The following is a 25,458-nucleotide window of genomic DNA, read 5'->3' as shown; positions in this document are numbered from 1 at the left end:
GCCCCCGCAAAACCCTCAACTGGCTCACCCCCAAAGAAAAACTCACCATGCTACTGTCCTAAATAGAGCATGTTGCGACCACCGCATGAATCCGCCGGGCCTTGGGGGAATCTGATGCCGCGAAGGCGCCCTTCGGGGCATGCGCGTCGCCGTGCCGCGCGCCGTGAGGGGTGAGATTGGGGCGTCAGATTCCCTGAAGGTGCCCTTCGGGGAATGGGCTGGGATTCGCAGCTCGTGCCCTCTTTCTCGTGTCCGCACTGGTGTCCCGGAAGGGGCTTTCCTGGGCGTGAATGCCGCGGATGGGGTTTTGTGGGCCTGCTCTGCTCCGCCGCGCATGCCCCGAAGGGGTCCTTGGGGGAATCTGATGCCGCGAAGGCGACCTTCGGGGCATAAGCGTCGTAGTTCCGCGAACGGCACCCGGTTGCGGCTCTGGACGTGTTCCGCGAACCAGGAGTGGAACGCGCCCTGAGCGCAGGCCCGGCTCCCGCGCGGGGTCAGGCCAGGTCGAGCAGGCCGCTCGCGTCGACCTCGATGTCGTGCAGCACCAGCCTGCTTCGCAGCTCGCGGACGCCGTGGTCCCGTTTGAGCAGGTCGACGACGGTTTCGAACTCCGCCGGATCGACGCACGCGAGCCTGAGCTGGTAGTCGTACTCGCCGGTGAGCCGGGCGCCCGCGACCACCTGCGGCACCGAGCGCAGGCCGTGTTCGAAGGCCGTCCGGTCGACGTGCTCGCGCAGGCGGATGTCGCTGACCATGGTGAGCGCGCGGCCGAGCGCCGCCGGATCGACTTCGGCGCGGAAGCCGCGGACCACGCCGGAGGCGCGCAGCCTCCGCACGCGGTCGGCGACCGTGTTGGCGGACAGGCGCACGTCCTTGCTCAGCTCGTGATAGGTCCGGCGGGCGTCCTGTTCCAGCAGCCGGACGAGCGAGCGGTCGATGTCATCCACATCGTCATTGTGGATAACTCGGTGATTAACCACAATCACTGTGGATAACTCGGCGTTTCGGGCCGTCATGGCTCGATTTCCGAGCCATCTGCGCCGTCGTCCGTGGAAACGTCGAGTGCATGGAAGTCCTGGTGCTGCGCCTGGCCCTGCCCCTGCTCACGATGCTGCTCGTCACCGCCGCCCAGCGGCGGTTCGGCCACCGCCTCGGCGGCAGGCTGGTCGGGCTGCCGCTGACGTCGTGCCCGCTCCTCGTCGTAGTCCTGCTCACCGAAGGGCCCGGCGTCGCGGCGGGCACCGCCGCCGGGATGGCGGCGGGGCAGGCCGGGGTCGCCGTGTTCTGCTTCGCCTACGGCAGGTTCGCCGATCGGCTGCGCCGCCCGCTCCTGGTCACGGCCGCCGCGCTCGCGCTGACCGCGGGCACGCTGGCGGCGGTTTCCGCGATCGGGTCCACCGCGGTGGTCTTCGCGCTGGTCGCCGTCCTCGCCGTGGCCGGGCTGCGTGCCTGGAAACCGGCCGCCGTGCCGGTCGGGCGGACCGGTGCGGCCGTGCGATGGGAAACGCCGTTGCGGATCGCCGTCACGGTCACCGTCGTGGCCTGCCTCAGCGGCGCGGTGAAGGCGCTCGGTCCGCACCTGGCAGGCGTGCTGGCCTGCACTCCCGTGGTGCTCGCCATCCTCGCGCCGCTGACCCAGCACGGCTCGGGGCCGCGGGCCGCGGCGGCGTTGACCCGCGGCGCGCTGCGATCCGTGCCCGGGGCGCTGGCGTTCGTCGCGGTGCTCGCCTGCGGCTTGCCGTGGCTCGGCGCGGCGGCGTTCGGTGTCGCCGCGGGCGCGCTGCTGCTCGCCGACCGCGTCACCGGACGGCTCGTCGACACGGCCCGTTCTCCGGTGGTTTTCGGTTGCTCATGACCGTTTCTTCGAGGTGCTGGGCGGGCTGGCCTTTTCCGACGGGCCCGTCGGCTGGCCGGTCACCGGGTGTGCGCCCACCCGCGAGGTGCTCTCCTGATCAAGGCGGGCGATCTCTCGCTCGAAGTGCCGTTGCGCACCGAAACGGACATCTACGGGGTGCACGCACTCCCGTCACCTGGGACGAGCCGTGCCGGACCGCCTACTGGATGTCCATTGTGGAACCCTTTGCTTGTACGTCCACAAAGGACGGTCGATGACCCGTTACGAGGAATTCGGCACAACCGCGTAACGGTTCGCCTCCCGGTGTCGACGGATATGCCATGACGGGGATGAGAACAGCACGATGGGCAGAGCTCCGGCCGGGGCACGTGTGGGTGACCGCCGACGGCAGCACGCGGGTGGTGGACAGGGTGACGCGCGCCGTGTGGCGCTCCACCGGGCGGCGGCAGACCGTGGTCATGTTCGACGGCCACGCGCCGGAGACGTACCCGGACACCTTCGAGGTCACGGTCGTGCCAGCACGCTCCTGATCGGGGAGCTGCGGCCGTCGGGTGTGTGGTGACGGTCAAGGTGCCGCTGTCGTCGGTGCGGGTCCAGCCGGGTTCGTCGCGCACCTCGTGATGAACCCGGCGCAGCGGCCGGAGGTGCGCTTTGTCGATCGCCCGCGCCGTCTCCGGTGAGATGTCACCGCACATCCGTGGCCGCCCAGGCATCGTTCGACGAGCCTGAGCTGATCCATGGTGCTGCCGCTTCTTCGTGAGCGCATCCCGATCACACGCCGCGTAGAGCGCCTGCGCCCGGTCCGGCGGCAGTTCGGCGAACCGGGTCGACGACCCGTGATCCCCCTGCGGATTTCCAATCGCCGAGCCGCGACCTTCCCTTTCGTCGCCGCTCGGACGCCTCGAACACGCGGGAGGCCGCGTACTCGTCAATGAGTCCGGCTTCCATCGCGCCCCCACGTGCGAACCCAGGCGGAGAGTAGTCATCATCACCCACCGTCACCTGGCCGTAGCGTCGGCGAGATTTATGAACATGGACGTTCACCGATGCTGTACTCTCCTCCTTACGCGCACTCAGGTGAGGGAAAAACTGACCGCCGCGAAGGGGTGTCGGGCGAGGGGACCCGGCGCCGGTGGCGAAGACGCGCTCACCCGAATCCCGGCACCGCGTGCGTGTTCGGCTGTTGGCGACCTGGATTGCCGTTCCGGGTCACGGACGAAGGGTTTCGACCGGTAATGAAGATGCGCGCCAAGTCACTGATCGTGGCCGCGGTCACGGCCGTCCTGTCGGTCGGCCCCGTGGTGGCGGTGGCCACCGCGGACACCGGGGTGGCCGCGGGCTGCCCCGGCACCAGGGTCTTCGCCGTCGGCGGGAGGGCCGACCCCGATGCCACCTTCTACCAGAACATCCCGCTCCCGGCGGGCTTCGACCTCAAGCGGGTGCACTACTCGGCCGAGTTCTTCCCGGTCACCGGGCTCAAGACCTACGACGACTCCATCGCGGAGGGGATCGGCAACCTCACCCGCGAGGTGTACGACTTCCACGGTGCCTGCGGCGGTTCGCACATCCTGATCACCGGCTATTCCATGGGCGCGCGCGTCGCCGGTGACACGATCCACAACCTCGGCACGGACAACAAGATCCCGAAGAACCAGATCGACGGCGTGCTCTACGCTGACCCGAGGCGCGTGGGCCCGAACGGCTCGCCGGGCGGGATCGAGACCAACATCCCGACCCCGATCAAGGGCATCACGATGAACGGCCCGCGTGGTTTCGCCGGGATCGGCGTGCACGAGATCTGCAACCAGAACGACGGCGCCTGCCTCTCGGCGAACCCGATCACCAACCTCGCGCAGTTCGCCAACGGCATCCAGGGCGCGGTCGCCGCCGGGGCGCACGGGTTCCCGCCGCCGAACCCGGTCGGTGAACGCGGCAACTACGACACCGTCATCCCGCAGGCGCCGGTGATCCCGTACGGCCCGCCGCTCCCGCTGCCGATCCCGACTCCGTGGGAGCTGTTCAACGGCAAGATCCCCGGCACCCAGGGGCAGGCCGCGATCGCGGACATCCAGCAGAAGCTGACGAGCTTGCTGTCGCCGGAGGCACAGGCCGCGCTGGCGAAGGCCCCGTTCTTCGGCATGGCCTGATTTCCCGGTAGTACCACGAAAACCACCGCGGGTGGTGACACGGAACCGTGTCACCACCCGCGTTCACATGCCGCTGCCCCGTCCGGCAGGCGAGGCGTGCTCACATGCCCCGAAGGTGCCCTTCGGGGCATCTGCGGCTGGAGCCGCCAGTTTGCGAGGGGCGAGTTCGCGGCGTCAGATTCCCTGAAGGACGCCTTCAGGGGTGTGCACGCTGCGGATGCGGCCCTCATGAGCTTTTTCCGCTCCCGCGCGCCTGCCTGAACGTGGACGCCTGCTCTGAACTTGGGCGCCTCCCCTGAACGTGGGCGCTTGCTCTGAGCTTGGGCGCTTGCTCTGAGCCTGGGCGCCTGCTCTGAACTTGGGCTCCTCCTCTGAATTCGCGCTCACGCCCTGAAGGGGCCCTCGAGGGAATCTGAAGCCGTGAAGGTCACCTTCAGGGCATGGCGATCACGATGCTCCGAGCGGTGAGGGGCGAGAATGCGGCGTTGGATGCCGTGAAGGTCACCTTCAGGGCATGACAGCCCCGCCCGCGAGAACACGGAATTACCCGGCGAAGCCGAGGCGCTCGATCGAGGCCGTGGGCATCGTCCTCGACGTCCTCGACGACCTCGGAGCCCGTCGAGGACGTCGGAAAGGATGGGGACCGGTCCCCCCGCCTGGGAGCTACAAAGAGCGAGCAGGCATACCGCGGCGCATTTCTCGCGCATCGGCTGCCATTCGCGCTCAAGGAGGCTTCCATGGGAAAGAAGCACGTTTTCGGGGTGGCTGCGCTCATTCTCCTGTCGGCAGGACCAGGGGCGAACGCCGCTGAGCAATGGGATCCGCGCCAGCCGGGACCCGGCGAACTGTTCACCGCGGCGGACGGCTCGCCGAACTACTTCCGTTCGGCAATTCCCGCGAACCCGAAGCTGGACGCCCACTCGGCGGACATCGTCAAGGGCATCGGGGACGAAACACCCCGGGTGAACGGCCCCGAATGGCAGATCACCGTTTACGATTCGAGCAACAGCGATCCCGAATACCACCCGTCGTTCAGCGAGGACTGGGGCTGTTCGGTCGGGGACGGGATCCACATCCCCGATTACGCCACCCGTGAAGTGCCCTCACCCGGTGACGAATGGGTCGTCGTGCACAACAAGGACGACGGCACGGTCAAGTCCATCTGGGGCGCGAGCAAGGCGGGCGGGAAGTGGAACGGCTCCTGCGGGGGCACCTGGCCCGCCGCGAGCGGGGGTGGCGCCGAGTCCAAGACCGAGGGGGTCGGCACCGGGGCGGAGGTGCAGGCCGGGGCCGGGTTCATCCTGAACAGCGAGGTCCAGACCGGCGCGATCGACCACGCGCTGTACTTCACTTCCACGAACAGCTGCCGTTCTTTCCGCGCGCCCGCGGGAAAGTCCGACGGCGACGGGTCGGGATCCTCGTGCGTGCCGATGGGCGCCCGGATCCAGCTCGACCCGGCGGTCGATTGCACCGGTCTCGACGGGGCGTCCGCCGGGGAGAAGATGATCTGCGTCGCGATGCAGAAGTTCGGCGGCTACGTCCTCGACAGCGGGGGCCCCGGCCCGATCAGCGGAATCGGGGTCGCGGGCGACGATCTCACCGACCCGGACCGGGCTCCGTGGGAGCGGCCCGGTGACGGGATGCGCGAGGGCGGCATCCTGGCGAAGGCCGGCCTGACCGGCTCGCCGGACGCGCTGGCGCACATCCCCTGGGATCGGCTGCGGGTGCTGTCCGGTTGGGACGGTCGATGACCGTGGGCGACCGGTTCTTCCCGCGTACCGGTAAAAAACCGCGCCGTTCCGTCGTCGTGCTGGGTGCTGTCGTCGTGTTTGCCGCGGTCACGGCCACGCCGGTGCAGGCCGTCACGGCGAGCAACCCGCTGGCGGTCACCGACGGCTTCTACGCCGATCCCGATTCGAATCCCGCGCGGTGGGTGCGCGAAAACCCGGAGCACCCCGACGCGGCGGCGATCCGGACCGAGATCGCCGAGCGCCCCGGCGCACGGTGGTTCGCCGATCCCGGCGCCGACACCCGCGCCGAGGTTTCGGCCTACACCTCGGCCGCGCGGACCGCGGGCAAGCTGCCGATCCTGGTCGCCTACGACCTGCCGGACCGCGACTGCGGCGGGCATTCCGGTGGCGGCGCGGCGTCCCCGGCGGAGTACCGGGACTGGCTCAGCGGCTTCGCCGACGGGATCGCGGACCGGCCCGCCGTGGTCGTCATCGAACCGGACGCGCTGGCACAGCTCGACTGCCTGACCGAAGAGCAGAAGGCTACCCGGATCGACCTCCTTTCCTTCGCGGCCAACGAGTTCGCGAGCAAGAACCCGAACACGTGGGCCTACCTCGACGCGGGCAATGCGAACTGGGTCGAGGCGGGGGAAATGGCGAACCGGCTGCGGCGGGCCGGGGTGGGCAAGATCCGCGGGTTCGCCCTCAACACGTCGAACTACTACACCACCGAAGAAAGCGTCGCCAAGGGCAAGGCCATCACCGGCGCGCTGGGCGGCGCGGCGCACTACGTCGTGGACACCAGCCGCAACGGCAACGGCGCCAACGGCGAATGGTGCAACCCGGCCGGGCGCAAGCTCGGCGTGCCGTCGCAGACGAGCGGTGACGCCGAAATGCTGCTGTGGGTGAAGGTCCCCGGCGATTCGGATGGCGACTGCGGGATCGGCACCGGCATTCCCGCCGGGAAGTTCTCCCCTGTCCTCGCCAAACATCTCATCGACGGCGGACCACGCGGGTTCGCGAACACGGCTCCGCGAGGAGACGTGCCGCCGCCGGCGTCGGGGCGGACGCTCACCGTCGGCGAAGGGGGCCGGTACGGCACGATCCAGCAGGCGGCCGACGCCGCTCAGCCCGGTGACAACGTCGAGATCGCGGCGGGCACCTACGCGGGCGGGCTTCGGCTCGAACACGGTGGTGCGCAAGACAGGTACATCACCTTCTACGGCAAGGGCGGCCCCGCGGTGGTCACCGGCGGGGACGGCGACCGCGGGCAGATCGCGATCGGCGACACGTCGTGGTTGCGCTTCATCGGGGTGACCGCCGCCGGATCTGCCGGGTTCGGGGCCATGGCCAACGGCGCGGACCACCTGGTGTTCCAGGACTTCCGGGTCGACGGTTCGCAGGACGGTGGCCTCGTCGTGCTCGGGTCCCGTGACGTCCTGGTGGACGGCTGCGAGATCTCCGGGACGAACGCCAGGGGCACCTCCGCGGACCACGAAGCGATGAGCCTCGGTGAGGGGTCGAGCGGCATCGAGGTGCGGGGATGCCGTGTGCACGACAACGGCGAAGAGGGCATCGACGTCAAGTACGACGACGATGCCAAGGCCAAGATCCACGACAACCTCGTCTACGACAACCGCGGCCCGAACATCTACGTGGACAGCTCTTCCGGCGTCGAGATCTACAACAACACCGTCTACGCCACGAAGAACGAAACCAAGGCGGGCATCGGGCTCGCGGTCGAGGACTACTCGGAAAGCCGCAAGCTCGACAACGTCAGCGTGTACAACAACGTCTCCTACGGCAACGCGGGTGCCGGGCTGGGGTTCTGGATGGAGTCCGACGGCACGATGTCGAACGTGCGGGTCGTCAACAACACCTTCCACGGAAACAAAAAGGGGTCGATCGGCTTCGACGTGCCCGGCGTCGACGGGGAGAACCTGCTGCGCAACAACATCTTCGGGGAAGGCGCCGAGTCGCCGGACGGTTTCACCGCGGATCACAACGCGGTCGGCGACCCGGGTTTCACCGATCCCGGTGCCGCCGACTTCCACCTCGCGCCGGGATCGGCGGCGATCGACGCGGGTACCGGCGACGGTGCTCCCGCATTCGACCGCGACAACGCACCGCGCCCGTCGGGGAAAGCGGTCGACGTCGGCGCCTACGAAAGCCGATGAATTCTGTCGAATTGATTGTGTAGAAAAGGAGAAAATCATGCGGAAACTGATCGTGGCCGGAAGCGCGGCATTCCTGGCCCTGCTGGGCGGCGCGGGCACGGCACTCGCCGAAACCTCCGCGGCACCGGCCGCTCAGGCGGAAACCCCCGCGGCACCGGCAATTCAGGCGGACGGGTGCACCGGCGTCCCGGACGGTTCCTTCGGCGCCGACTTCGGCCCCGCGTGCAACGCGCACGACAACTGCTACGACGTCGGCAGCACGCTTCCGCGGCTGACCTGCGACCGGATCCTGCTGGTGAACCTGTCGGACGCCTGCCAGCGGCAGAGCTTTTCCGTGTCGCTGTGCGTCCAGCAGGCGAACATCTACTTCAACGGCGTGCGCGCGCTCGGCCGCTCCCACTACCTGGGCAGCGGCGACCCCTCGTGAGGCTCCGGGTTCCCCGCGCCGGGGCGATGGTGCGGGGAACCCGGCTGTCACGGCAGGCGTTGGCCGGGCCTGTGTTCCCTGAAGGTGACCTTCGCGGCGTCAAACGCCCCGAAGGTCACCTTCGGGGACGGTGCGGTGCTGGGGAGTCCAGGTCGGCGAGCCTGGCGGCGAGGCGTGCGATCAACCCGGCCGGTTCCGGGGCGGGAGAGGGCGGCATCTCGTCCAGTTCGCGTACGCGCGAGAGCAGTGCGCCGCCGAGGTCCGCGAGATCGGTGCCGAGATCGCGCATTCCCTCGGTGAATACGTCCACATTGGACTGTACGTGGCTCAGCAGCACGGTGCGCTGGGTCAGGTTCCGGTGCAGCGCGCGCACGCGGTCGAGGAGTTCGCGGTCGGTGTCGTTCATCGCGCGAGCCACGCGCGTTCGCAGGGCAGGCAGGTCGGGTCGAACCAGTGGCCGCCGAGTTCGGGAATGTCGGCGCGCGTCACGGTCACGCTGATTCCGCACAGTGCTACAAAGGACGCTCCCTCGGCTGGCGCCCGCCCTTCCAGTGCGTGGCGCAGCCCCTCCGCCTGTTGCCACTGCAACATGATCCCTCCTGGTCAGTGCCTCGTGTTGAGCCGAGAGTAATCACTCGTACACTCAACACCAGCGCGTTGCACCAATGAGACAGGGAGCGGCACCGTGCCACCGAAACCACCTGGGGTCAAAGCGAAGGCGCTCGGCGCGTGGTTGCGCGTCTGCCGTGAGGAAGCCGGTCTCAGCCTCCGCGAAGCGAGCGAAGCGGCGGACTGGGACAAGTCCACGCTGTCCCGGCTGGAGACCGGGAAGCGGAACGTGAGTGCGGACGAGATCGCCCAGCTGCTCGGGGTCTTCCGGGTCCGGGGTCAGGTCAAGAAGGAGATCATGGCGTTGGCGCGCACCATGGACGAGCCAGGCTGGTGGGGGCGATCCGAGGGTGTCGAGGGCCTGCCGAAGGAATCAGTCACGCTCGCCGAGTACGAGGGCATGGCCACGCGGATCACCAACTGGGCTCCGCTGTTGATACCCGGCTTGCTCCAGACCTCGGACTACACCAGAGCGTGGTTGCGGGGCACCGGAACCAGTCCGGTGGGTATCGAGTCCCGTGTCGCCATGCGAGCCAAGCGGCAGCAGATCTTGCGCACCTCGGTCAGGTACGTCGCATACCTCGGCGAATCCGCTCTTCGCGCGCGCGTCGGCGACGCCGCGACATCGGCCCGCCAACTGGCGGCACTGCGAGAAGCCGGCAGTCTCGGCACTGTTTCGATCCGTGTCGTGCCGGGCAATGCCGGCCCTCATGCCGGTCAGCTGGTGACTTTCCTGACCCTGGAGTTTCCGTCCGCCCCACCGGTGGTGCTGGTCGAACTACTTCGATCGAGCATCTTCATGGATGAGCAACGGCAGACCGAGCCCTATTTCGACACCGTGACCCGGCTTGCCGAGGTTGCGATGAGTGAGGCCGAATCGGCTCGGCTCATCACTCATTTGCAGGTGAGGTTGACGGAGCATGGTGAAGCACGGTCGCTGGGCTGAGCCCCCCGGGCGTCACGGCAGTGGTGTCGGGAGCTGGAGCCATTCCAGGTCCATCGGCACGAGTGTCGTGGAGAGCACCAGTTCGCGGATGAGGTTGACGGTGAGCGTCAGCCCGACCGGTTCGCCCACCTCTTCGCGCCGCAGCCCGTGCACGCCCGCGTCGGAAAGGCGTTGCCGCACACGGGAAACGATGTGCTCGACGCGCTTCGCCGTCCACAGGGAACGCGGCTGGTACACGCCGAGTTCGGCGGCCGCCTGCTGGCGCGAGAGCGGCAGCGGCTGCGGGTCGTAGGCGAGGTAGCGCTGCCCGAGCACCGCCAGCACGAGGTGTTCGGTCTGGCTGAGCCGCCACCGCTTCGGCGGGGCCGTGGGGTGATTGGGGCGCGGCGCCGCCGTCCGGGTGTCGCCGTCGGACACGTGGAGTTCGAGCAGGTGCTCACGATCGCGCGTGCCGCGGAGGAACAGCGCGGTGTAGCCGTCGGCCAGCGGCAGCGGGTCGCCGTCGCGGTGCAGCAGGACGGTGTCGGACAGCCGGATCGGGGAGCGCCCGGTGTTGCTCAGCCACCACCGGCCGTGGTCGCGGGCGAGCATGCCGTGCACCCGGCTGATCCGCAGGTCGTCCTCGCCGACGCAGACGTCGACCTCCAGCCGGTTGCGCCCGAAGCTGACCTTGCCGCCGGGCGCCGGTGGCACCGCGACACCCCCGGTGACGGTGAGCGCGCTCAAGGTGCCCGGTTCCACGTCGGTCACGCCGCCGCGGAGGCTGCGCTGGTGATGAGGGTCGATCCGGCCGGTCGTCACGGTCGTGTCCCTCCTCCCGTTCCGGCGGCCCCCCACCCCGCCGGAACGGGAGCGGCGGCGGCGTGTGGTTCTTTTCTACGGCAGCCCCGCGGGGACCGGTCCCCGGTCATGGCAGCCGCGGGACGACCGAGCCAGCCAGCGACCTGGCCGGCCCGCACAGCTGGGTCGCGTCGGCGGGCGCGGTGCCCTCCACGGTCACCACGGCGACTTCTTCGCGGTTCGGTTCGGTGCCGCGGAGAACGGGCAACGCGGGCGTGTAGAACCGGTGCACGATCTGCACCGCGCACGTGGGCCGGTCATCCGGCACCGTCCCCACGACCGCGTTGCGGTCACCGATCCGGATCCGGTCGCCGATGACCTCCGTGTCCGGCTCGATCGGCCATTCCCGGCTGAACCGCACGGTGATCACGCGGGGCTCGGCCTCCCACACGCATCCCCAGCCGCCGAATTCGCTCTCCGCGCGCGCCTTGCGACCCAGCACCGCGGTCGTCTCCGCCGCGTCGAGCAGACCGCAGGCGTCGACGTGGGCGAGCGATTCCGGGGGGAACGGCCGAGCCCGCCGGGGCAGCGGCCCGTTGGTGAGCATCGGCAGCACGCCGGAGAGCACGGACTCCGATATCGCGCACAGCGGCGCGTTCTCCGCGTGCTCGATCGAGCGCGTGGCCACGTCGATCCGGTTGGTGTCGGCCAGCGAGATGCTCCGCACGCAGGTGCCGTCCCGTGCGTCCGGCCGTTCGATATCCCCCATCCGTCCCGGCGTCGGCGGGCGGGTCGGGTAGCGCAGCGCGGTGGTCAGGTCGACCGAGGTCTGCACCTGTCCGGTGCCGTCGGCCAGTTTGGTCGAGACCACGCAGCTCCCGAAGTTCTTCACCTCGGGGTCGACGAACGGCTGCCCGTAAGGGGCGAGCGCGTTGGCCGAGATCGCGGCGCACGGGTCCGCTTCGGCCGGGTCGGCGCCGAGCGTGCCCGGCCCGCCCGCCGGGCTGCTGGCCGGGGGCCCGGAGAGGACGAACCACGCCGCCAGCGCGACCACCACGACGAGCGCGCCACCGGCGAGGACCGCGTGGCGACGCCGCCACCCCCGCCGCCGCCGGGGCACCGGCACGTCCTCGCCGCCGAGCAGGCGCTCGGCTTCGGCGGCGGTCGGCCGTTCGGCGGGGTGCCGATCCATCAGCGCCGCGAGCACCGGCGCGAGCGCCTTCGCGCGCTCGACCGGGATGGACCGCCCTTCCGCCGCGCGCCGCATCTGCACGAACGGGCCGTCCTCGCCGGAACCCCACGGCGATCGGCCCTCGACGGCGGCGTACAGGGTGGCGCCGAGGGAGAAGACGTCCGAGGCCGCTTCGGCTTCGGCGCCGGCGGCGACCTCCGGCGCGACGTAGCCGAGCGTGCCGGTGAGCTGGGCGCCGCCGGTGCGGGTCACCTCGGTCCACCTGGCGATGCCCAGATCGGTGAGCTTGGCGACGTCGTCCTCGGTGACCAGCACGTTGCCCGGTTTGACGTCGCGGTGCACGATGCCGCGGCCGTGCATGGCGCCGAGCGCCGCGGCGAGCTGCGCCCCGATCCGCCGCGCCCGCGTTTCGGGCAGCGGCCCCTCGGCCTCGACGATTTCTTCCAGGGTCCGCGCGGCCAGGTACTCGGTGACCAGCCAGTACGAATCGCGGTCGGGCACGGTGTCGAACACCGTGACGACGTTGGGGTGCAGCAGCCCGGCCCCGATCCTGGCCTCGCGCCGGATCTGCCCGGTGTCCGCGCCGAGCGAGCGCTTGAGCGACACCTCCCGCCCCAGTTCGAGGTCGAAGGCGCGCCAGACCACCCCCATCCCGCCCTGGCCGAGTTCCTCTTCCAGCCGGTAGCGGTCGGCTACGACGCGACCATCGTCCACGCGCGAGAGTGTACGAGACCGGTCCACATCCGCACGCCGGATCGCGTCAACCGGGGACGGGTCCCCGCCGGTGCCCGCTACACACGGGACATGAACGATGCGGGCACTGGCGGGCCGTCCGGTGTTTGGCCGGATCCCACGTTCGTCACCGATCCGATCCCCGACGGCACCTTCGCCGATCTTCGGCCCGATGCCCGGGTACGGCGTCCGGCCGCGCCGGTTTCCGGTGCCGAGATCGAAAAGGTGCTCGTCCTGTGGGACGGGTCCGAACCGGGTGAGGGCGAACTGGCGGCACTGGTGCGGCGGCTCGCGCCCGGCTACGGCGCGGACGGGATGCGGCTCGAAGTGGGCAAGCGGCCGGGGGTTTCGCGCGCGCTGGCCGCCTGGCACGTTCTCCAGGACGAGCAGAAGGGTGAGCTGGCGCCGGGAGCGCCGTCCCGGCTGCGGCAACTGCTCGCCGACGACTCGCCACGGGGGAAGCGCTTGGTGACCGTCGTCAAGGCGCCGGGGCGGCACCGGCCGCAGGCGACGCCGCACGCGTCGGAGTACGAATTGATCCTGCGGCACGCCGCGCGGATCGAACTGGAAGCCCGCCCGGAGTACCTGAAGCTGCCGGCCTGGTCGCGCATGCTCGGGCCGGACTGCCTCGGCTTCGTCGCCGGGGATGACCCGTACCCGCTGCGGTTCGGCCCGTTCCCCAGCAGGGTGCGCGAGTTCGGGGACCTCACCGTGGCGGTGACGCTCGCCGGTACGCGCGATCCGGCGCGCATCCGCGACCAACTGCCCGGCGGGTACTTCGGCGCGTTCGACGCGCTGGTGCGCGACGCCGGGATCCGGCTCGGCGAGTCCACCGTCGCGCACTGGACCCGGTGCGACGACAACGGGAACACCGCGGCCCACCTGAGCTTCCTGCCCCCGCGCGGCCTCCCCGTGCTGATGGCGTGGGAGCTGCTCTCGGCCGAGGAACGCAAGCGCGGCAACAAGATCAGCTGAAGTCCGCCGCGCTGGCCGTGCATGCCCCGAAGGTGTCCTTCGGGGACCGCGCATGCTCCGGGGACCTCGGCGCCACCGTTACGGGAGCCAGCGGACCGGTCAGGAATCGAGAAGCGCGCGCCGGGGACCGCGCTTAGCGTGATCACCATTCACAACACGGTTCTCCCGCACGAGCCGGAGGCCTCGCTGGCCTTCTACCGCGACATCCTCGGCTTCGAGGTCCGCTGAGCAGGGCCGCCGGCACGCCGCGCCGACCGACGCGAACACCGGACATACCGCACGCGGCTGGTTAGATCGAGCCGGGCTATCGCGAGAGCACAGATGGAGACACGATGACCAAGGCCACGCAGTCGCCGCACGCCGCCGACAGCCACGACCTGATCCGCGTGCACGGCGCGCGCGAGAACAACCTCAAGGACGTCAGCGTCGAGCTGCCGAAGCGCAGGCTGACCGTGTTCACCGGCGTCTCCGGGTCCGGCAAGAGCTCTCTGGTGTTCGCCACGATCGCCGCGGAGTCGCAGCGGATGATCAACGAGACCTACAGCGCCTTCGTGCAGGGCTTCATGCCGACGCTGGCGCGGCCCGACGTCGACGTGCTCGACGGGCTGACCACCGCGATCATCGTCGACCAGGAGCGGATGGGCGCCGATCCGCGCTCCACGGTCGGCACCGCCACCGACACCGGCGCGCTGCTGCGGATCCTGTTCAGCAGGCTCGGGAAGCCGCACATCGGCTCACCACAGGCGTTTTCCTTCAACGTCGCCTCGATCAGCGGCGCGGGCGCGGTCACCATCGAGAAGGCGGGCCGCACCGTCAAGGAGCGCCGCAGTTTCAGCATCACCGGCGGCATGTGCCCGCGCTGCGAGGGCCGCGGCAAGATGAACGACATCGACCTGACCGCCCTCTACGACGAAAACAAGTCACTGAACGAAGGCGCGGTCACGATCCCCGGCTACAGCATGGAGGGCTGGTACGGCCGCATCTTCCGCGGCTCCGGCTTCTTCGACCCGGACAAGCCGATCAAGAAGTTCACCAAGAAGCAGCTGAACGACCTGCTGTACAAGGAAGCGACCAAGATCAAGGTCGATGGCATCAACCTGACCTACGCGGGCCTGGTGCCGTCGATCCAGCGGTCCATGCTGTCCAAGGACGTCGACTCGATGCAGCCGCACATCCGTGCCTTCGTGGAGCGGGCGGTCACCTTCACCACCTGCGCCGAATGCGGCGGGACCCGGCTGTCCGCGGAGGCCCGGTCGTCGAAGATCAAGGGCATCAGCATCGCCGACGCCTGCGCGATGCAGATCAGCGATCTCGCCGAGTGGGTGAGCGGGCTGAAGGAGCCGTCGGTCGCGCCGCTGCTGGAGTCGCTCCGGCACACCCTCGACTCGTTCGTCGGAATCGGCCTCGGCTACCTCTCGCTCGACCGCCCGGCGGGCACGCTCTCGGGCGGCGAAGCGCAGCGCACCAAGATGATCCGGCACCTCGGCTCCGCGCTGACCGATGTCACCTACGTCTTCGACGAGCCGACGATCGGGCTGCACCCGCACGACATCCAGCGCATGAACGACCTGCTGCGGCAGCTCCGCGACAAGGGCAACACGGTGCTCGTGGTGGAGCACAAACCGGAGGCGATCGCGATCGCCGACCACGTCGTCGACCTGGGCCCGCGTGCCGGGACCGAGGGCGGCGAGGTGGTGTTCGAGGGCACCGTCGACGGGTTGCGGGCCAGCGACACGATCACCGGGCGCCACCTGGACGACCGCGCCTCGCTGAAGCCGTCGGTGCGGACGCCGTCGGGGGCGCTGGAAGTGCGCGGCGCCACCAGCCACAACCTCCAGGACGTCGACGTCGACATCCCGCTCGGCGTGCTGGTCGTCGTCACCGGCGTGGCGGGCTCGGGCAAGAGCTCGCTGATCCACGGCTCGGTGGCCGGTCGGGACGGGGTCGTCGCCGTCGACCAGAGCGCGATCCGCGGCTCGCGGCGGAGCAACCCGGCGACCTACACGGGGCTGCTCGAACCGATCCGCAAGGCCTTCGCGAAGGCCAACGGCGTCAAGCCCGCGCTGTTCAGCGCCAACTCCGAAGGCGCGTGCCCGAACTGCAAGGGCGCCGGTGTCGTCTACACCGACCTGGCGATGATGGCGGGCGTCGCGACCCCGTGCGAGGTGTGCGACGGCAAGCGGTTCCAGGCCGACGTGCTGGAGTACACCTTCGGCGGCCGCGACATCAGCGAGGTGCTCGCGATGCCGGTGGCGGAGGCCGAGGAGTTCTTCGGCTCCGGCGACGGGAAGATCCTCGCCGCGCACAAGATCCTCGAACGGCTCGTCGACGTCGGGCTCGGCTACCTCACCCTCGGCCAGCCGCTCACCACGCTGTCCGGCGGTGAGCGGCAGCGGATCAAGCTGGCCACCCAGATGGGCGCCGACGGCGGCGTGTACGTCCTCGACGAGCCGACCAGCGGCCTGCACCTCGCCGACGTCGAGCAGCTTCTCGGCCTGCTCGACCGGCTCGTGGACGCGGGCAAGTCCGTCATCGTGATCGAGCACCACCAGGCCGTCATGGCGCACGCCGACTGGATCATCGACCTCGGCCCCGGCGCCGGTCACGACGGCGGGCGCGTCGTCTTCGAGGGCACCCCCGCCGAGCTCGTCGCGGACCGGTCCACCTTGACCGGCGAGCACCTCGCGGACTACGTCGGCGCGGTCCGGAAAGGACGGAAGAAGGCGCGCAGTTCCCCGGCGTAGGGCTTCGGCTCCGCGAATCGCGGGTCTGCCGCCATGCCCTGAAGGACGCCTTCGGGGACTCAGATGCCCCGAAGGCGCCCTTCGGGGCATGCGCGGCTGGGGTCGCCATCTCGCGAGGGGCGAGTTCGCGGCGTCAGATTCCCTGAAGGACGCCTTCAGGGGCGTGAAGGCCGCGAATGCGGCTCTCGCGAGCTTTCCTCGTTCGAGCTTTCTTCGTTCCCGCGCATCTGCTGCGCTTCCGCGCTGATGCCCTGAAGGGGCCCTTGGGGGAATCTGATGCCGCGAAGGCGTCCTTCAGGGCATCAGCCTCGCTATGCCGCGCGCCGCGAGGGGCGAGAATGCGGCGTCAGATGCCCCGAAGGCGACCTTCAGGGGCGATAGCAGCCCGCCAAAAAGGAGGCGGTTACGCGCTGGCGGGTACTCCTTGCTCTTCGGTGCTTCCCGGTTTTCTCGCGCTCGCAGGCGATCCGGCGGCCCCGGCGGCCGCACCCGATGCACCCGAAGCACCCAAAGCACCCGGAGACTCGGCGGTGCTGGAAGCTCGGGCACTTCCCGAGGTGCTCGAAGACCCCGGAGACCCGGCAGACCCGTGCGTCGAACTGCCCTTGCCCGTGGTCTGCGTGATCGCCTTGTCGACGACCTCCAGCGATTTCACCACCGCGAGCAGCAGCGTGGTCAGGTTCTGCCCGCTGGAGAGCAGCGCGCCCATCTTCCCCGCGATCTGCCCGCCGTACTGGGTGGCGACCCGCACGCATTCCGGGATCGCCGCCGCCACGCTCGCACCGCCGGTGACCTGCGCCGCGGCCATCGCCTGCGTCATGATCGTGGTGATCTGCCCGCTCGCCTCGCCGACCAGCTCCGTGACGATCCGCTGCGCCTGCCCGACCACCTCGCTCGCGCCGGACATCGCGCTCGACACCCCGGCGCTCGCCTTGCTGATGGCGCGGAGCTGGTCGGCGAGCTTGCCCGAGGTGTTCTGGTAGCCCGACGCGGCCTCACCCGACCAGCCGCCGGTTTCCTTGCCAGCCGCCTGCTGGTAGGAGTCGGCGTGCGAGGCCAGCGACTGCCCGGCGCCGTGCATGTCCCGCGCGCTGGAGTTCATCGAACCCGGGTCACCCGCCAGCGTTTTCAGCGGTGCGGCGAGGAAGTCCACGAGCCCGGTCAGCCAGCCGAAGCCCGCGTTGACGATGCCCGAGAGCGGATCGGATCCCGAGCCGAGCAGGTCCGCCGCCGTGGTCGCCCCGGACAGTCCGGCGGTCACCCAGTCGTTGCCCTGCACGGCGACGAGGGTCGATTCGAGATCGCCGAGCGTCTGGGTGATGTCCACCTGCCCGGCGTCCGGCGCGGTCGCGGGCGCGGTCATCGCCGTTCCGTTCCCAGCAGCTGGGTGCCGCCGTCCTCGTCGGTGCGCTCGTAGCGCTCGGCGGCGCGGGTGAGCTTGGTGCTCATCTCGTCCACGGCGGCGGCCCCGTGCTCGACGGATCGGGTGACCCGGTCCATCGTGCTCCGCAACCCCGCGGTGAGGAACTGGACGAAGCTGCCGAGCGCGTTGCCGTCCGGGCCGCCGCCCCGCTGCCCGCCCGCGAGGGACGAGAGCTGCGCGGCGACGTCGCCGACGGTGCGGGCGTGCGCCCTGATCTCTTCGGGGTCGACCTGGAATCGGCTCGGTGCGGTCATGAGGTGATCTCCGGTGGGTCGATGAAGTACTGGTCGTCCTCGCGGTCGTCGGGACGCGGTCCGTCCTCGGCGGGGGAGCCCGGCAGGTTCCGCTTGACGACCTCCAGCGCGGGGCCTTCGCCGACGTAATCGGTCATGATCTCGACGACCCGCGCGCCCGCCGCGCGCTGCGCCTGCCGCGCGGTGGCGAGGATGAGCTGCGCGAGCTGCTCGGCTTCGAGCGCGCGAGACGCGGGCGTCAGGTCGAGGCTTTCGAGTGCGCCGCTGGGGCCGACCTCGACCGCGACCTCCCCGCGCGGTGAGGTCGCGGTACCGCCGACCTGGCTGAGGTTTTCGCTCGCCGCCTTGGCGTTCGCCGATGCCCTGGCGAGCGTCTTCTGGTAGTTCCTGAGCCATTCCGTTGGATCCACCGTGCTTCCCCTTTCAGCGCTCGGCGCGGGCGATCGTGGCCATTTCGTTGAGCGCGTTCCGCACCTCGTTCTGCCGCAACGGGTTCACGCTCACCCACCCGTCTTCGGCGCGGCGCACCATGACCCTCCCCTGTGGACCGTCCAACCAGGACAGTTCGGTGCCCGCCCTGATGCTGGCGGCGGCGCGCCGCGTCGCGCCGAGCTGCCCCCGTCCGGTCAGCGTCGGGAGCAGGCCGGCGAGGGCGTCGAGCACACCGGGATCGCCGCCGCAGTCGCGGACGAGGTCGCGCAGCCGCCGCTGGATCTCCGCGTCGTTCTCGACGCCCGCGATGAGCCGTGTCGCGGCGCACACCGCGCGGTCGGGCAAGGTGATCGGCATCGATCTGGCGGCCGCGCGCTCGGGAACCAGCGCGAACAGCTCGTTCGCCAGCGCGGTGTCCGCGATCCGCCGGACCTGCACGGTGTTCGTGAGTTCGCCGTGCCACGGCTGGCGGCAGAGCAGCGCCGACGAGCGGTAGACCATCGCCACCACACCGGTGGTCCCGTCCCGGCCGGTCAGCACGAGGTCGACGGTGCCGCGGTGCTCGCGCAGCGCGTCGACGATCTCGGCCGCGGCGCCGATCGGCCCGGTTTCGTCGGCGAGGCCGCGGATCCACAGGGCCTGGCCCGCCGCGGCCAGCAGCACCTCGCGTTCGCCTTCGATCCGCCCGAACGACGGCACGCGCAGCGGGAACGGGAACGGTGCCCCGGCGTACGCGGCGAGCAGGTCCAGCTCGACGAGTCCGAAGTGGACGTATTCGTCCACTTCGGACTCCGGGAGGTCGAGGGTCGTGGTCATGTCGCCTCGATGTGCCGGAGCGCCGACGCGACGTCGGCGTCTCGTTCGGAATACCGGTCGGCGGAGGTCCGCAGCGCGCGGTGGAAGTCGTTCAGCTCGGCGCCGGCCGCGTGCACCTCGCCGGTGTGCCCCGACCGGCCGGCCGCTTCCCGCAGGCTCATCGCGAGGTGGATCGCGGGCGGCGCGGTGCCCAGCATCGGAACGCGCTCGGCGAGCCGGTTCGCCGACGCCGCGAGTGCGTTCGTCTGCTCGCCGAGCTCGGCGAGCGTCTTCGCCTGCGCCGTCAGTTCCTGCGGCGCGACCTCGTACCCGTGGTCCGGCAAGGGTTCACTCCCGTCGTTCACAGTCCGATGACCGGTTCGCTCGCCAGTGCGTCGACGCCGAACAGGTTCTGGTCGATGGTGGGGAGGCGGTTCTCGTGCACCTGGTCCTCGCCGCCCTGCCCGCGCGCGCCGGGCGGGTACAGACCGCCGCCGCCCGCCGCCCGCGCGGCGGCGAGCTGGTTCATCGCGGCCTGGCGGGCCAGCATCGCGCGGTTCAGCGCACCGGCGCCGGTGCGCAGCCCCGACGCCACCCCCGCGCCCATCGCGCCCGCGCCGGTCAGCTGTGCCCATGACGGGCCGCGGCCCGCCACCTCACCACCGGCCAGTGCCGCACCGCCACCGGCAGCGCCACCGGCGATGGCGGAGCTGGCGCCGGTCGTCTGCTCCCCGGCGCCGGACAACACGGTTCCGGTCGAGCCCTTCGGGACCCCCGCGACCTTGTGGCTGCTGTCGCGAAGGCTCGTTTCGTAGCGCTGCATCACGTGCACCGCTTCGGCTTTGCGCTCGGCGGCCGCGACGTTGGCGAGGAACAGGCTGCCGCCACCGCCGGCGACGGCGCCGATCGCGGCACCCATCAGCGCGCCCGGCCCGGCGCCGATCCCGCCCGCGCCCGCGCCGAGCACGCCGCCGATCGCCGCGCCCGCACCGGCACCGGCGAGTGCGCCGGACACCGCGAGCCCGGTCGGGTCGCCGGGAGGCGGCGGCATCGTGTTGCGCGCGACGGCGAGCGCGTCGCCCGCGTCCTGGGTGGCCTTTCCGACCGTGCCCGCGCGGTTGCCGATGTCGGAGGTCCGCTCGCCGAGCGCGCCGAGCCGGTCCGCCGCGGGTTCGGCGGCCCGCCCGCTCCAGTTGCCGGACAGGGCGGTCCGCTGCCCGCGCAGGGTGTCCGAGTGGCCGGTCAGCTCGGTGCCGTGCCGGTCCCATTCGGCGGCGACCGAGCTGACGTCACCGACGTCGGCGCCCTGCCACAGCATTTCGCGGAGCTGCGCGTGGGTGTAGGCGTTCCAGTTCGTGGCGCCGGGTGGGACCGGCGCGCCGAAATAGCCTTCCCACACGTTTCTCAGCGCGCCTACGACGGGTTTCGCGAGCAACCCGACCGGTCCGCTCTTGTCGAGTGCCGAAGTGACGGCGTCCGCAAGCCCTGCCGCGCCGGCGGACACCGCTTCCCGCATGGTTCCCGTGCTGGAATCGTCGGCCATTACCCGTCCTTCGTGCCGAGGTGTCGGAACGAAGTTAACGAAGGGCGATGAAGGCCTGATGAAACGCGGTTCGCCGGTTCATCGGGGTGTCATCCGCCCCGGTTAGCGTCCTCGCCGACGGGAGGGCCGCCGCGATGTGCTTGGTAGGCGCGGGTCAGGTGGTGCTGCAGCCTGGCGTGGCGGAACTGGTAGACCGCGCCCGCCTGGCGCAGCACCCCTCGCTGGTAGGCGTCGTCGAGGAAGGCGAGCACCGCCCAGGGCAGCCGCCCGGTGAGCGGCAGCCAGATCCGGGAGAAGACCACCCACTGGCCCCACGCGGTCAGCACGAACGCGTACCCGAGCGCGCCGCCGAGCCCGCTCAGCGTGCCGAGCTTGACCGCGGCGCCGACGCCCCACGCCAGCGGGCCGAGCAGATCGCGCAGGAACCAGACCACCACGCTGGCCGCGATGCCGACCACCAGCCCGAAACTGGGCACCCACACCAGGAACTGGGCGGTCACCGTGGCGCGGTTGCTGTCGAGCAGGCGGGCCGGGCTGACCGCGGACCTGATGTCGAACGGGGTCTCCAGCCAGCCGAGGAGGGTGAACGCCAGCCCCGCGCCGAGCGCGAACACCAGCCCGTAGACGACCCCGATGCCGACGCCGGTCGCCAGCCCGTCCGCGAGCCCGCCACTCGTCTCGAACTGCTTTTTCGTACCGACGACGAGCCCGTAGCCGCTGCCGAAGGCGAACCCGCACAGCGCCCCGATCAGGAACCGGGGGACGGATCTGTCCTTCGCTGCCGGGGTCCGGCCGCGCAACCTCAGCCGCACCCACGACGGCGCGATCGATCTGCGCTTGCTCGCGACCGTGAGCCAGTGCACGAGCCCGAACATGAGCCCGGCCAGCAGGCCGACGACCAGCCCGTCGAAGAGCTGGCGCACGAGGCCGTTGAAGAACAGGCCGACGACGACGTCGGCGAGCCCGATCGCGAGCCCGGCCACCACCGCGGTGACGACCGTGCGCTGCCAGCGCTGGAGCGTGCCGCCGAGCTGCCACCAGGCCAGGTCGGGGGTGCCGAGCCGGGTCAGGTGCACGGCGAGGTAGCCGAGCCAGCGCTGGGCCCGGTCCGGGTCGAAGCGGTCGCGCGGCCCGCCGGGCAGGCGCCGGTAGACGGTGGGGACGAAGTCGTCGAGCAGGTGCTCTTCCAGCGCCTCGATACTGCCGAACCGCGCGGTGTCCAGCAGCGCGGCCGGGTCGTGGTCGGGGGTGTCGCTGTAGATGGCGCGGGCGAGCGTGACCATCAGCGGGGTGGTCAGCACCGCGATGAGATTGCCGCCCGCCTCGGTGGCCGGGTGCTCGCGCAGTTCCGCCAGCACCGGGTCCCACGCGGTCTTCGCGCCGTCCTTCTTGCGGGTGGTGCGCGGCAGGTAGCCGTCGAGGTCGTCCAGCGTGAGATCGGTCAGGTCGATGGCGGCGGCGGAGGTGAGCACGTCGGTCTCCGCGACCGCGGCGGCGTACTCGCCCGGCCTGCTGGTCAGCAGCAGCGGCAGGGTGGTGGTGTTGAGCGCTTCCAGCGCGGGGCGGCGCAGCCCGTCCGCGATCTCGTCGAAGCCGTCCAGGATCGGCAGCACCCAGCCCGCCTCGACCAGCGCGGCGGCCAGGCTCGTCCCGCCGGGGCCCCCGGCGGCGAGGCCGGGGTGGTCGCGGGTCAGCTGGGCGGCCAGCCAGTCTCGCAGCGTGATGCCGGTCGGGTTCCACGAGCCGATGCTGAAGATCACCGGCACCGGCTCGGCGCGGGCACGGGACTTGAGGCAGTCCAGGACGAACCGCAGGCCGAGGATCGTCTTCCCCGAGCCGGAGCGGCCGAGCACCACCAGCCGCCTCGACGGGATGCGCCGGTAGACGGCCACGATCTCGGTCAGCGTGCCGGCCAGCGCCAGCGGCTCGGCCGTGCTCCCCGCCGGGGCGCGGCGGATGTTCGCCCAGTGGTCGGTCAGCTCCTCCGGTGCCCGCCGCCAGCGCACCGGCAGCGGGAACGGGTCGTGGATCTGCCGCTGCTCCTCCTCGCGCCGCGAGCGGGCGGCGACCGCGTGCGCGAGCTGCCCGGCGGCCTCGGCCAGTGCCTCGTCCGGCACCGCGGCCGGTTCGACCGGCTCGACCGGCTCCGCCTCGGCCGGGCTCGCGGGCCCTTCGTCCACGGCTCTGCCCACAGCTCTGCCCACGGCGGCGCCGAGCAGATCTTCGCGCTCCTGGGGCCGCAGCTCCAGCGCCTCGGCGAGCAGCCGCACGGTGGTCACCCTCGGGTCGGCGCGCTCGCCGGTTTCCAGGCCGCGGATGGTGCGCACGCCGACCCCGGAGCGCTCCGCCAGCGCCTCCTGGGTGATGCCCGCCTGTTGCCGGAGCCGCCGAAGCAGCCCGCTGAACTCAGTGCTCACGGATCGGGGCCCTTTCGCGCGCGGCGTCGTAGTTTCCCAGGTGGGGGACTCTATCGGCCATTAACGGCCGGTCGGCTGGCCTGTCCAAGGTCTGGCTGTTCGACCAATGTCGAAGGCACAAACAGTCCGCAGACACCGGGGGGACCGCATGCTGACGACCGCGACGACCGAGCAGCCCGACACCGCGCTGAACCACCGCGAACGAGAGGTGCTGCGCGCCGTCGGCCGGGGCCTGACCGACGCCGAGATCGCCGCCGAGATCGCCGTCCCCGAGGGCGCCGTGGCCGGACGGCTCGACCGGATCCTCGGCAAGCTCGGGCTGCGCGACCGCGCCGCCGCCATCGTGCACGCGTTCGACTGCGGCCTGGTGGTCCCCGGCCAGGGGCCGCGGCGGCCGGACGCCCGGCTGCGGATTTCCGTGCTCGGCCCGCTGCGGGCGTGGCGCGACGGGCGGCCCCTCGACCTGGGCCCGGTCCGCCAGCAGGCCGTGCTCGCGGCCTTGGCGCTGTGCCCGGACCGGGTGGTCAGCCAGCAGGAGCTCCGCGACGGCGTGTGGGGGCTGGAGCCGCCGGCCGGGAACGTGGTGCCGGTGTACGTCTACCGGCTGCGCAAGATCCTGGACACCGGCGACGGCCGCGACTCGGTGATCCGCCGCGATCGGTGCGGCTACCGCTTCGCGGGCGACTCGGTCGAACTGGACGTGACCAAGCTGGAGCGGCTCGTCACCGCCGCCGAAGCCGCCGACGAGCCCGCGGAAGTGGTGCGCGCCTGCACCCGCGCGCTGGACCTGTTCCGCGGCGAGCCGCTGGCGGGGCTGCCGGGGCCGTTCGCCGAACTGGAGCGGATGCGGCTCGCCGACCGCCGGATCGCGCTGGCCCAGCGGAAGCTGGACTGGCAGCAGCGGATGGGCCACCACGCCGAGGCCGTCGCCGAGCTGTCCGCGCTGGCCGCGGCGCAGCCGGAGAACGAACCGGTCGCCGCGATGCTGATGCGCGCGCTGTACCGCAGCGGCAGGCGGTCCGAGGCACTGGCCGTGTTCACCCGCACCCGCCGCCTGCTGGCCGACGACCTGGGGCTGTCCCCCGGCGAGACGCTCCGGCAGGCGCACCAGGCGGTGCTGCGCGGGGACGAAACCAGCTTCGGCCGGACCCGGACCGGAGCCGTGCGCTGATGGAAGGTGTGGCGTGACGGGATGTCCTTCGCGAGCCCGCGACGAAGAGCTGTTGCTGGCGAAGATCTCCGCGGCGGCGGGCCGTCAACGCCTCGGCAAGCGGCGGGTCACCTACCCCGGCGTGCCCGCCGGGCCGCGTCCGGACGCGGCGAACGGCCTGGCGCTGCTGAAGGCCTGGTGCGCCGGGGTCGTCGTGGTGTGCGCCGTGGCCGCGGTGGTGTGCGGGATGAAGAGGGCGGTCCTCGCCGCCATCGCCGCGGCCGTGGTGGGGGTGGTCTCCCTCGGCGTGCTGGCGTTCGCCCAGGTCGGCCCGCGCAAGCGCGCCGCGAGGAGCACCAGCAGGCACGCGCGGCTCGACCTGTACGAGCACGGCCTCACCGTCGCCGTCGAGGGGCGGATCCACGCCGTTCGCTACGACACCACCACGATCGTCCGCAACGGCGTCGACTACACGCTCACCGACGTCAACGGCGCGCGGATCGTGCTGCGCGGCGGATCGGAACGCGGTACCGCGGCGGTCAGCTCACACGGTGAGTTCCGCGCCGCCGACGAGTGGGGACCCGAGATCCAACGCGCCGTACGGGGCTAGCTCTCCGGCGAAGGTTCGAGGTCGAACACGGCCCACGTGGTGGACGAGGTCTCCGTCGCGCTGGTCCCCCAGTCGGCGGCGAGCTCTTCGACGAGGATCCGGCCGACGGTGATCTCCGGCGACAGCGGCTCCCGTGTCGTCGCACGCGGCTTCTCCCGCGTGACCGAGATGTGCAGCCGCGCCGGTGCCACGGTCCGGCTCAGTTCGAGCCCGCGCGGCGACGCGCCGCCGCGGCCCGCGTCCGCGATCAGCTCCTCGACGAGCAGGGACGCCTCCTTGACGACTTCCGCGGGCAGATCGCACAACGCGGTGCGGATCGTCGTGTGCACCACCGGGGTGTGCAGCATGCCGGTCAGGTTCGCGGACGTCGCGGCCGAAGTGGGCCGGGTTTCCGTCTGGTGCGGAGCCATTTCCGGGCGTCCCTTCGCCGTCGATCGGGTCGAAGGTGCCTGTACCCACTCGGCACCGCCGTCAAACGCGGTTCCGCTCAGCCGATCGGTGGGGTGGCCCCGCCGTTCGG

At 71.0% G+C, this 25,458-nt stretch carries 24 protein-coding genes and 1 pseudogene; 12 read left to right on the top strand and 13 right to left on the bottom strand.

The genetic code is table 11. The features are described 5' to 3' along the window. Positions 1 to 494 precede the first annotated feature (494 nt). On the bottom strand, positions 495 to 947 hold the full coding sequence (locus tag ABD256_RS39145; RefSeq protein WP_344430560.1) for an Lrp/AsnC family transcriptional regulator: 453 nt from the start codon (positions 945 to 947) through the stop codon (positions 495 to 497). A 119-nt stretch (positions 948 to 1,066) separates the two neighbouring features. Here ABD256_RS39145 and ABD256_RS39140 point away from each other — a divergent pair, with 119 nt between their 5' ends. The 6 genes from ABD256_RS39140 to ABD256_RS39115 all read left to right on the top strand — a co-directional run bounded on the left by ABD256_RS39140 (position 1,067) and on the right by ABD256_RS39115 (position 8,336). Continuing rightward, a complete protein-coding gene (locus ABD256_RS39140) occupies positions 1,067 to 1,855 on the top strand; it encodes a hypothetical protein (protein WP_344430558.1) in 789 nt (262 codons plus the stop codon). A 329-nt stretch (positions 1,856 to 2,184) separates the two neighbouring features. After that, positions 2,185 to 2,385: a hypothetical protein gene (locus tag ABD256_RS39135; RefSeq protein ID WP_344430556.1), complete on the top strand. Its 201-nt coding sequence runs from the start codon at positions 2,185 to 2,187 to the stop codon at positions 2,383 to 2,385. A gap of 711 nt (positions 2,386 to 3,096) precedes the next feature. Continuing rightward, positions 3,097 to 4,002 (top strand): PE-PPE domain-containing protein, encoded by a 906-nt coding sequence (locus tag ABD256_RS39130; RefSeq protein WP_344430554.1) that lies wholly within the window; start codon positions 3,097 to 3,099, stop codon positions 4,000 to 4,002. A 737-nt stretch (positions 4,003 to 4,739) separates the two neighbouring features. After that, on the top strand, positions 4,740 to 5,753 hold the full coding sequence (locus ABD256_RS39125) for a hypothetical protein (RefSeq protein ID WP_344430552.1): 1,014 nt from the start codon (positions 4,740 to 4,742) through the stop codon (positions 5,751 to 5,753). Beyond that, positions 5,750 to 7,909 (top strand): glycoside hydrolase family 6 protein, encoded by a 2,160-nt coding sequence (locus ABD256_RS39120; protein WP_344430550.1) that lies wholly within the window; start codon positions 5,750 to 5,752, stop codon positions 7,907 to 7,909. The genes ABD256_RS39125 and ABD256_RS39120 overlap by 4 nt, the downstream gene beginning before the upstream one ends. A gap of 37 nt (positions 7,910 to 7,946) precedes the next feature. After that, positions 7,947 to 8,336: a phospholipase A2 gene (locus ABD256_RS39115; protein ID WP_344430549.1), complete on the top strand. Its 390-nt coding sequence runs from the start codon at positions 7,947 to 7,949 to the stop codon at positions 8,334 to 8,336. A gap of 115 nt (positions 8,337 to 8,451) precedes the next feature. Here the strand turns inward: ABD256_RS39115 and ABD256_RS39110 are convergent, their stop codons facing one another. Together ABD256_RS39110 and ABD256_RS39105 are read right to left on the bottom strand one after the other, a co-directional pair. Continuing rightward, positions 8,452 to 8,742, bottom strand: a complete 291-nt coding sequence (locus tag ABD256_RS39110) for a hypothetical protein (protein WP_344430548.1) — start codon at positions 8,740 to 8,742, stop codon at positions 8,452 to 8,454. After that, positions 8,739 to 8,927 (bottom strand): HC3 family zinc finger protein, encoded by a 189-nt coding sequence (locus tag ABD256_RS39105; protein WP_344430546.1) that lies wholly within the window; start codon positions 8,925 to 8,927, stop codon positions 8,739 to 8,741. Before ABD256_RS39105 ends, ABD256_RS39110 begins: the two co-directional genes overlap by 4 nt. Positions 8,928 to 9,021: 94 nt before the next feature. Between ABD256_RS39105 and ABD256_RS39100 the strand changes: the two genes are divergently transcribed. Next, the gene (locus ABD256_RS39100) at positions 9,022 to 9,891 is read left to right on the top strand and encodes a helix-turn-helix domain-containing protein (protein ID WP_344430544.1); all 870 of its coding nucleotides are present in this window, start codon (positions 9,022 to 9,024) and stop codon (positions 9,889 to 9,891) included. A gap of 12 nt (positions 9,892 to 9,903) precedes the next feature. Here the strand turns inward: ABD256_RS39100 and ABD256_RS39095 are convergent, their stop codons facing one another. After that, positions 9,904 to 10,692, bottom strand: a complete 789-nt coding sequence (locus ABD256_RS39095; protein WP_344430542.1) for an FHA domain-containing protein — start codon at positions 10,690 to 10,692, stop codon at positions 9,904 to 9,906. 106 nt (positions 10,693 to 10,798) lie between these two features. Then, positions 10,799 to 12,577, bottom strand: a complete 1,779-nt coding sequence (locus tag ABD256_RS39090) for a serine/threonine-protein kinase (protein WP_344430540.1) — start codon at positions 12,575 to 12,577, stop codon at positions 10,799 to 10,801. 90 nt (positions 12,578 to 12,667) lie between these two features. Here ABD256_RS39090 and ABD256_RS39085 point away from each other — a divergent pair, with 90 nt between their 5' ends. The 3 genes and pseudogenes from ABD256_RS39085 (at position 12,668) to ABD256_RS39075 (ending at position 16,314) form a co-directional block, all read left to right on the top strand. Next, positions 12,668 to 13,570 carry a hypothetical protein gene (locus tag ABD256_RS39085; protein WP_344430538.1) on the top strand — a complete coding sequence of 301 codons (903 nt, stop codon included), beginning with the start codon at positions 12,668 to 12,670 and terminating at the stop codon, positions 13,568 to 13,570. A 138-nt stretch (positions 13,571 to 13,708) separates the two neighbouring features. Further along, a pseudogene (locus ABD256_RS39080) lies at positions 13,709 to 13,795 on the top strand (VOC family protein); the annotation flags it as partial. 107 nt (positions 13,796 to 13,902) lie between these two features. Then, positions 13,903 to 16,314 carry an ATP-binding cassette domain-containing protein gene (locus ABD256_RS39075; RefSeq protein WP_344430536.1) on the top strand — a complete coding sequence of 804 codons (2,412 nt, stop codon included), beginning with the start codon at positions 13,903 to 13,905 and terminating at the stop codon, positions 16,312 to 16,314. A 403-nt stretch (positions 16,315 to 16,717) separates the two neighbouring features. Here the strand turns inward: ABD256_RS39075 and ABD256_RS39070 are convergent, their stop codons facing one another. The 7 genes from ABD256_RS39070 to ABD256_RS39040 form a co-directional block, all read right to left on the bottom strand. Then, positions 16,718 to 17,677 carry a WXG100 family type VII secretion target gene (locus tag ABD256_RS39070; RefSeq protein WP_344430534.1) on the bottom strand — a complete coding sequence of 320 codons (960 nt, stop codon included), beginning with the start codon at positions 17,675 to 17,677 and terminating at the stop codon, positions 16,718 to 16,720. Continuing rightward, positions 17,674 to 17,991, bottom strand: coding sequence for a type VII secretion target (locus tag ABD256_RS39065; RefSeq protein WP_344430532.1), 318 nt, complete (start codon positions 17,989 to 17,991; stop codon positions 17,674 to 17,676). Before ABD256_RS39065 ends, ABD256_RS39070 begins: the two co-directional genes overlap by 4 nt. Next, entirely contained in the window at positions 17,988 to 18,401 is a 414-nt protein-coding gene (locus ABD256_RS39060; protein WP_344430530.1) for a YbaB/EbfC family nucleoid-associated protein, read from the bottom strand. The genes ABD256_RS39065 and ABD256_RS39060 overlap by 4 nt, the downstream gene beginning before the upstream one ends. 13 nt (positions 18,402 to 18,414) lie before the next feature. Further along, complete coding sequence (locus ABD256_RS39055; RefSeq protein WP_344430528.1) at positions 18,415 to 19,239, bottom strand: ESX secretion-associated protein EspG; 825 nt, start codon at positions 19,237 to 19,239, stop codon at positions 18,415 to 18,417. Further along, a complete protein-coding gene (locus ABD256_RS39050) occupies positions 19,236 to 19,562 on the bottom strand; it encodes a hypothetical protein (RefSeq protein ID WP_344430526.1) in 327 nt (108 codons plus the stop codon). Before ABD256_RS39050 ends, ABD256_RS39055 begins: the two co-directional genes overlap by 4 nt. A 17-nt stretch (positions 19,563 to 19,579) precedes the next feature. Then, positions 19,580 to 20,761 carry a WXG100 family type VII secretion target gene (locus ABD256_RS39045; protein WP_344430524.1) on the bottom strand — a complete coding sequence of 394 codons (1,182 nt, stop codon included), beginning with the start codon at positions 20,759 to 20,761 and terminating at the stop codon, positions 19,580 to 19,582. Positions 20,762 to 20,850: 89 nt separating this feature from the next. Further along, positions 20,851 to 23,178 carry a helix-turn-helix domain-containing protein gene (locus ABD256_RS39040; protein ID WP_344430521.1) on the bottom strand — a complete coding sequence of 776 codons (2,328 nt, stop codon included), beginning with the start codon at positions 23,176 to 23,178 and terminating at the stop codon, positions 20,851 to 20,853. Between the two features lie 148 nt (positions 23,179 to 23,326). Between ABD256_RS39040 and ABD256_RS39035 the strand changes: the two genes are divergently transcribed. Both ABD256_RS39035 and ABD256_RS39030 read left to right on the top strand, forming a co-directional pair. Then, positions 23,327 to 24,349: an AfsR/SARP family transcriptional regulator gene (locus ABD256_RS39035; RefSeq protein ID WP_344430519.1), complete on the top strand. Its 1,023-nt coding sequence runs from the start codon at positions 23,327 to 23,329 to the stop codon at positions 24,347 to 24,349. Between the two features lie 13 nt (positions 24,350 to 24,362). Continuing rightward, positions 24,363 to 24,938 carry a hypothetical protein gene (locus ABD256_RS39030; protein WP_344430517.1) on the top strand — a complete coding sequence of 192 codons (576 nt, stop codon included), beginning with the start codon at positions 24,363 to 24,365 and terminating at the stop codon, positions 24,936 to 24,938. On the opposite strand, the gene ABD256_RS39025 is transcribed toward ABD256_RS39030, so the two are convergent. Next, positions 24,935 to 25,348, bottom strand: coding sequence for an ATP-binding protein (locus ABD256_RS39025; RefSeq protein ID WP_344430515.1), 414 nt, complete (start codon positions 25,346 to 25,348; stop codon positions 24,935 to 24,937). The genes ABD256_RS39030 and ABD256_RS39025 overlap by 4 nt on opposite strands. Positions 25,349 to 25,458: the final 110 nt, after the last annotated feature.

The sequence above is a fragment of the Amycolatopsis minnesotensis genome (assembly GCF_039529815.1).
Taxonomy (GTDB): Bacteria; Actinomycetota; Actinomycetes; order Mycobacteriales; family Pseudonocardiaceae; genus Amycolatopsis; species Amycolatopsis minnesotensis.
The sequence above is the reverse complement of the archived record's forward strand: the minus strand, read 5'-3'. Positions and strand labels throughout refer to the sequence as shown.

Excerpts from the sequence above, each read along its gene's own strand:
- ABD256_RS39115 (WP_344430549.1), top strand. The coding sequence starts at position 7,947 with ATGCGGAAACTGATCGTGGCCGGAAGCGCGGCATTCCTGGCCCTGCTG.
- ABD256_RS39025 (WP_344430515.1), bottom strand. The coding sequence starts at position 25,348 with ATGGCTCCGCACCAGACGGAAACCCGGCCCACTTCGGCCGCGACGTCC.
- ABD256_RS39045 (WP_344430524.1), bottom strand. The coding sequence starts at position 20,761 with ATGGCCGACGATTCCAGCACGGGAACCATGCGGGAAGCGGTGTCCGCC.
- ABD256_RS39110 (WP_344430548.1), bottom strand. The coding sequence starts at position 8,742 with ATGAACGACACCGACCGCGAACTCCTCGACCGCGTGCGCGCGCTGCAC.
- ABD256_RS39070 (WP_344430534.1), bottom strand. The coding sequence starts at position 17,677 with ATGACCGCGCCCGCGACCGCGCCGGACGCCGGGCAGGTGGACATCACC.
- ABD256_RS39105 (WP_344430546.1), bottom strand. The coding sequence starts at position 8,927 with ATGTTGCAGTGGCAACAGGCGGAGGGGCTGCGCCACGCACTGGAAGGG.
- ABD256_RS39075 (WP_344430536.1), top strand. The coding sequence starts at position 13,903 with ATGACCAAGGCCACGCAGTCGCCGCACGCCGCCGACAGCCACGACCTG.
- ABD256_RS39035 (WP_344430519.1), top strand. The coding sequence starts at position 23,327 with ATGCTGACGACCGCGACGACCGAGCAGCCCGACACCGCGCTGAACCAC.
- ABD256_RS39085 (WP_344430538.1), top strand. The coding sequence starts at position 12,668 with ATGAACGATGCGGGCACTGGCGGGCCGTCCGGTGTTTGGCCGGATCCC.
- ABD256_RS39130 (WP_344430554.1), top strand. The coding sequence starts at position 3,097 with ATGCGCGCCAAGTCACTGATCGTGGCCGCGGTCACGGCCGTCCTGTCG.
- ABD256_RS39125 (WP_344430552.1), top strand. The coding sequence starts at position 4,740 with ATGGGAAAGAAGCACGTTTTCGGGGTGGCTGCGCTCATTCTCCTGTCG.
- ABD256_RS39120 (WP_344430550.1), top strand. The coding sequence starts at position 5,750 with ATGACCGTGGGCGACCGGTTCTTCCCGCGTACCGGTAAAAAACCGCGC.
- ABD256_RS39140 (WP_344430558.1), top strand. The coding sequence starts at position 1,067 with ATGGAAGTCCTGGTGCTGCGCCTGGCCCTGCCCCTGCTCACGATGCTG.
- ABD256_RS39055 (WP_344430528.1), bottom strand. The coding sequence starts at position 19,239 with ATGACCACGACCCTCGACCTCCCGGAGTCCGAAGTGGACGAATACGTC.
- ABD256_RS39135 (WP_344430556.1), top strand. The coding sequence starts at position 2,185 with ATGAGAACAGCACGATGGGCAGAGCTCCGGCCGGGGCACGTGTGGGTG.
- ABD256_RS39065 (WP_344430532.1), bottom strand. The coding sequence starts at position 17,991 with ATGACCGCACCGAGCCGATTCCAGGTCGACCCCGAAGAGATCAGGGCG.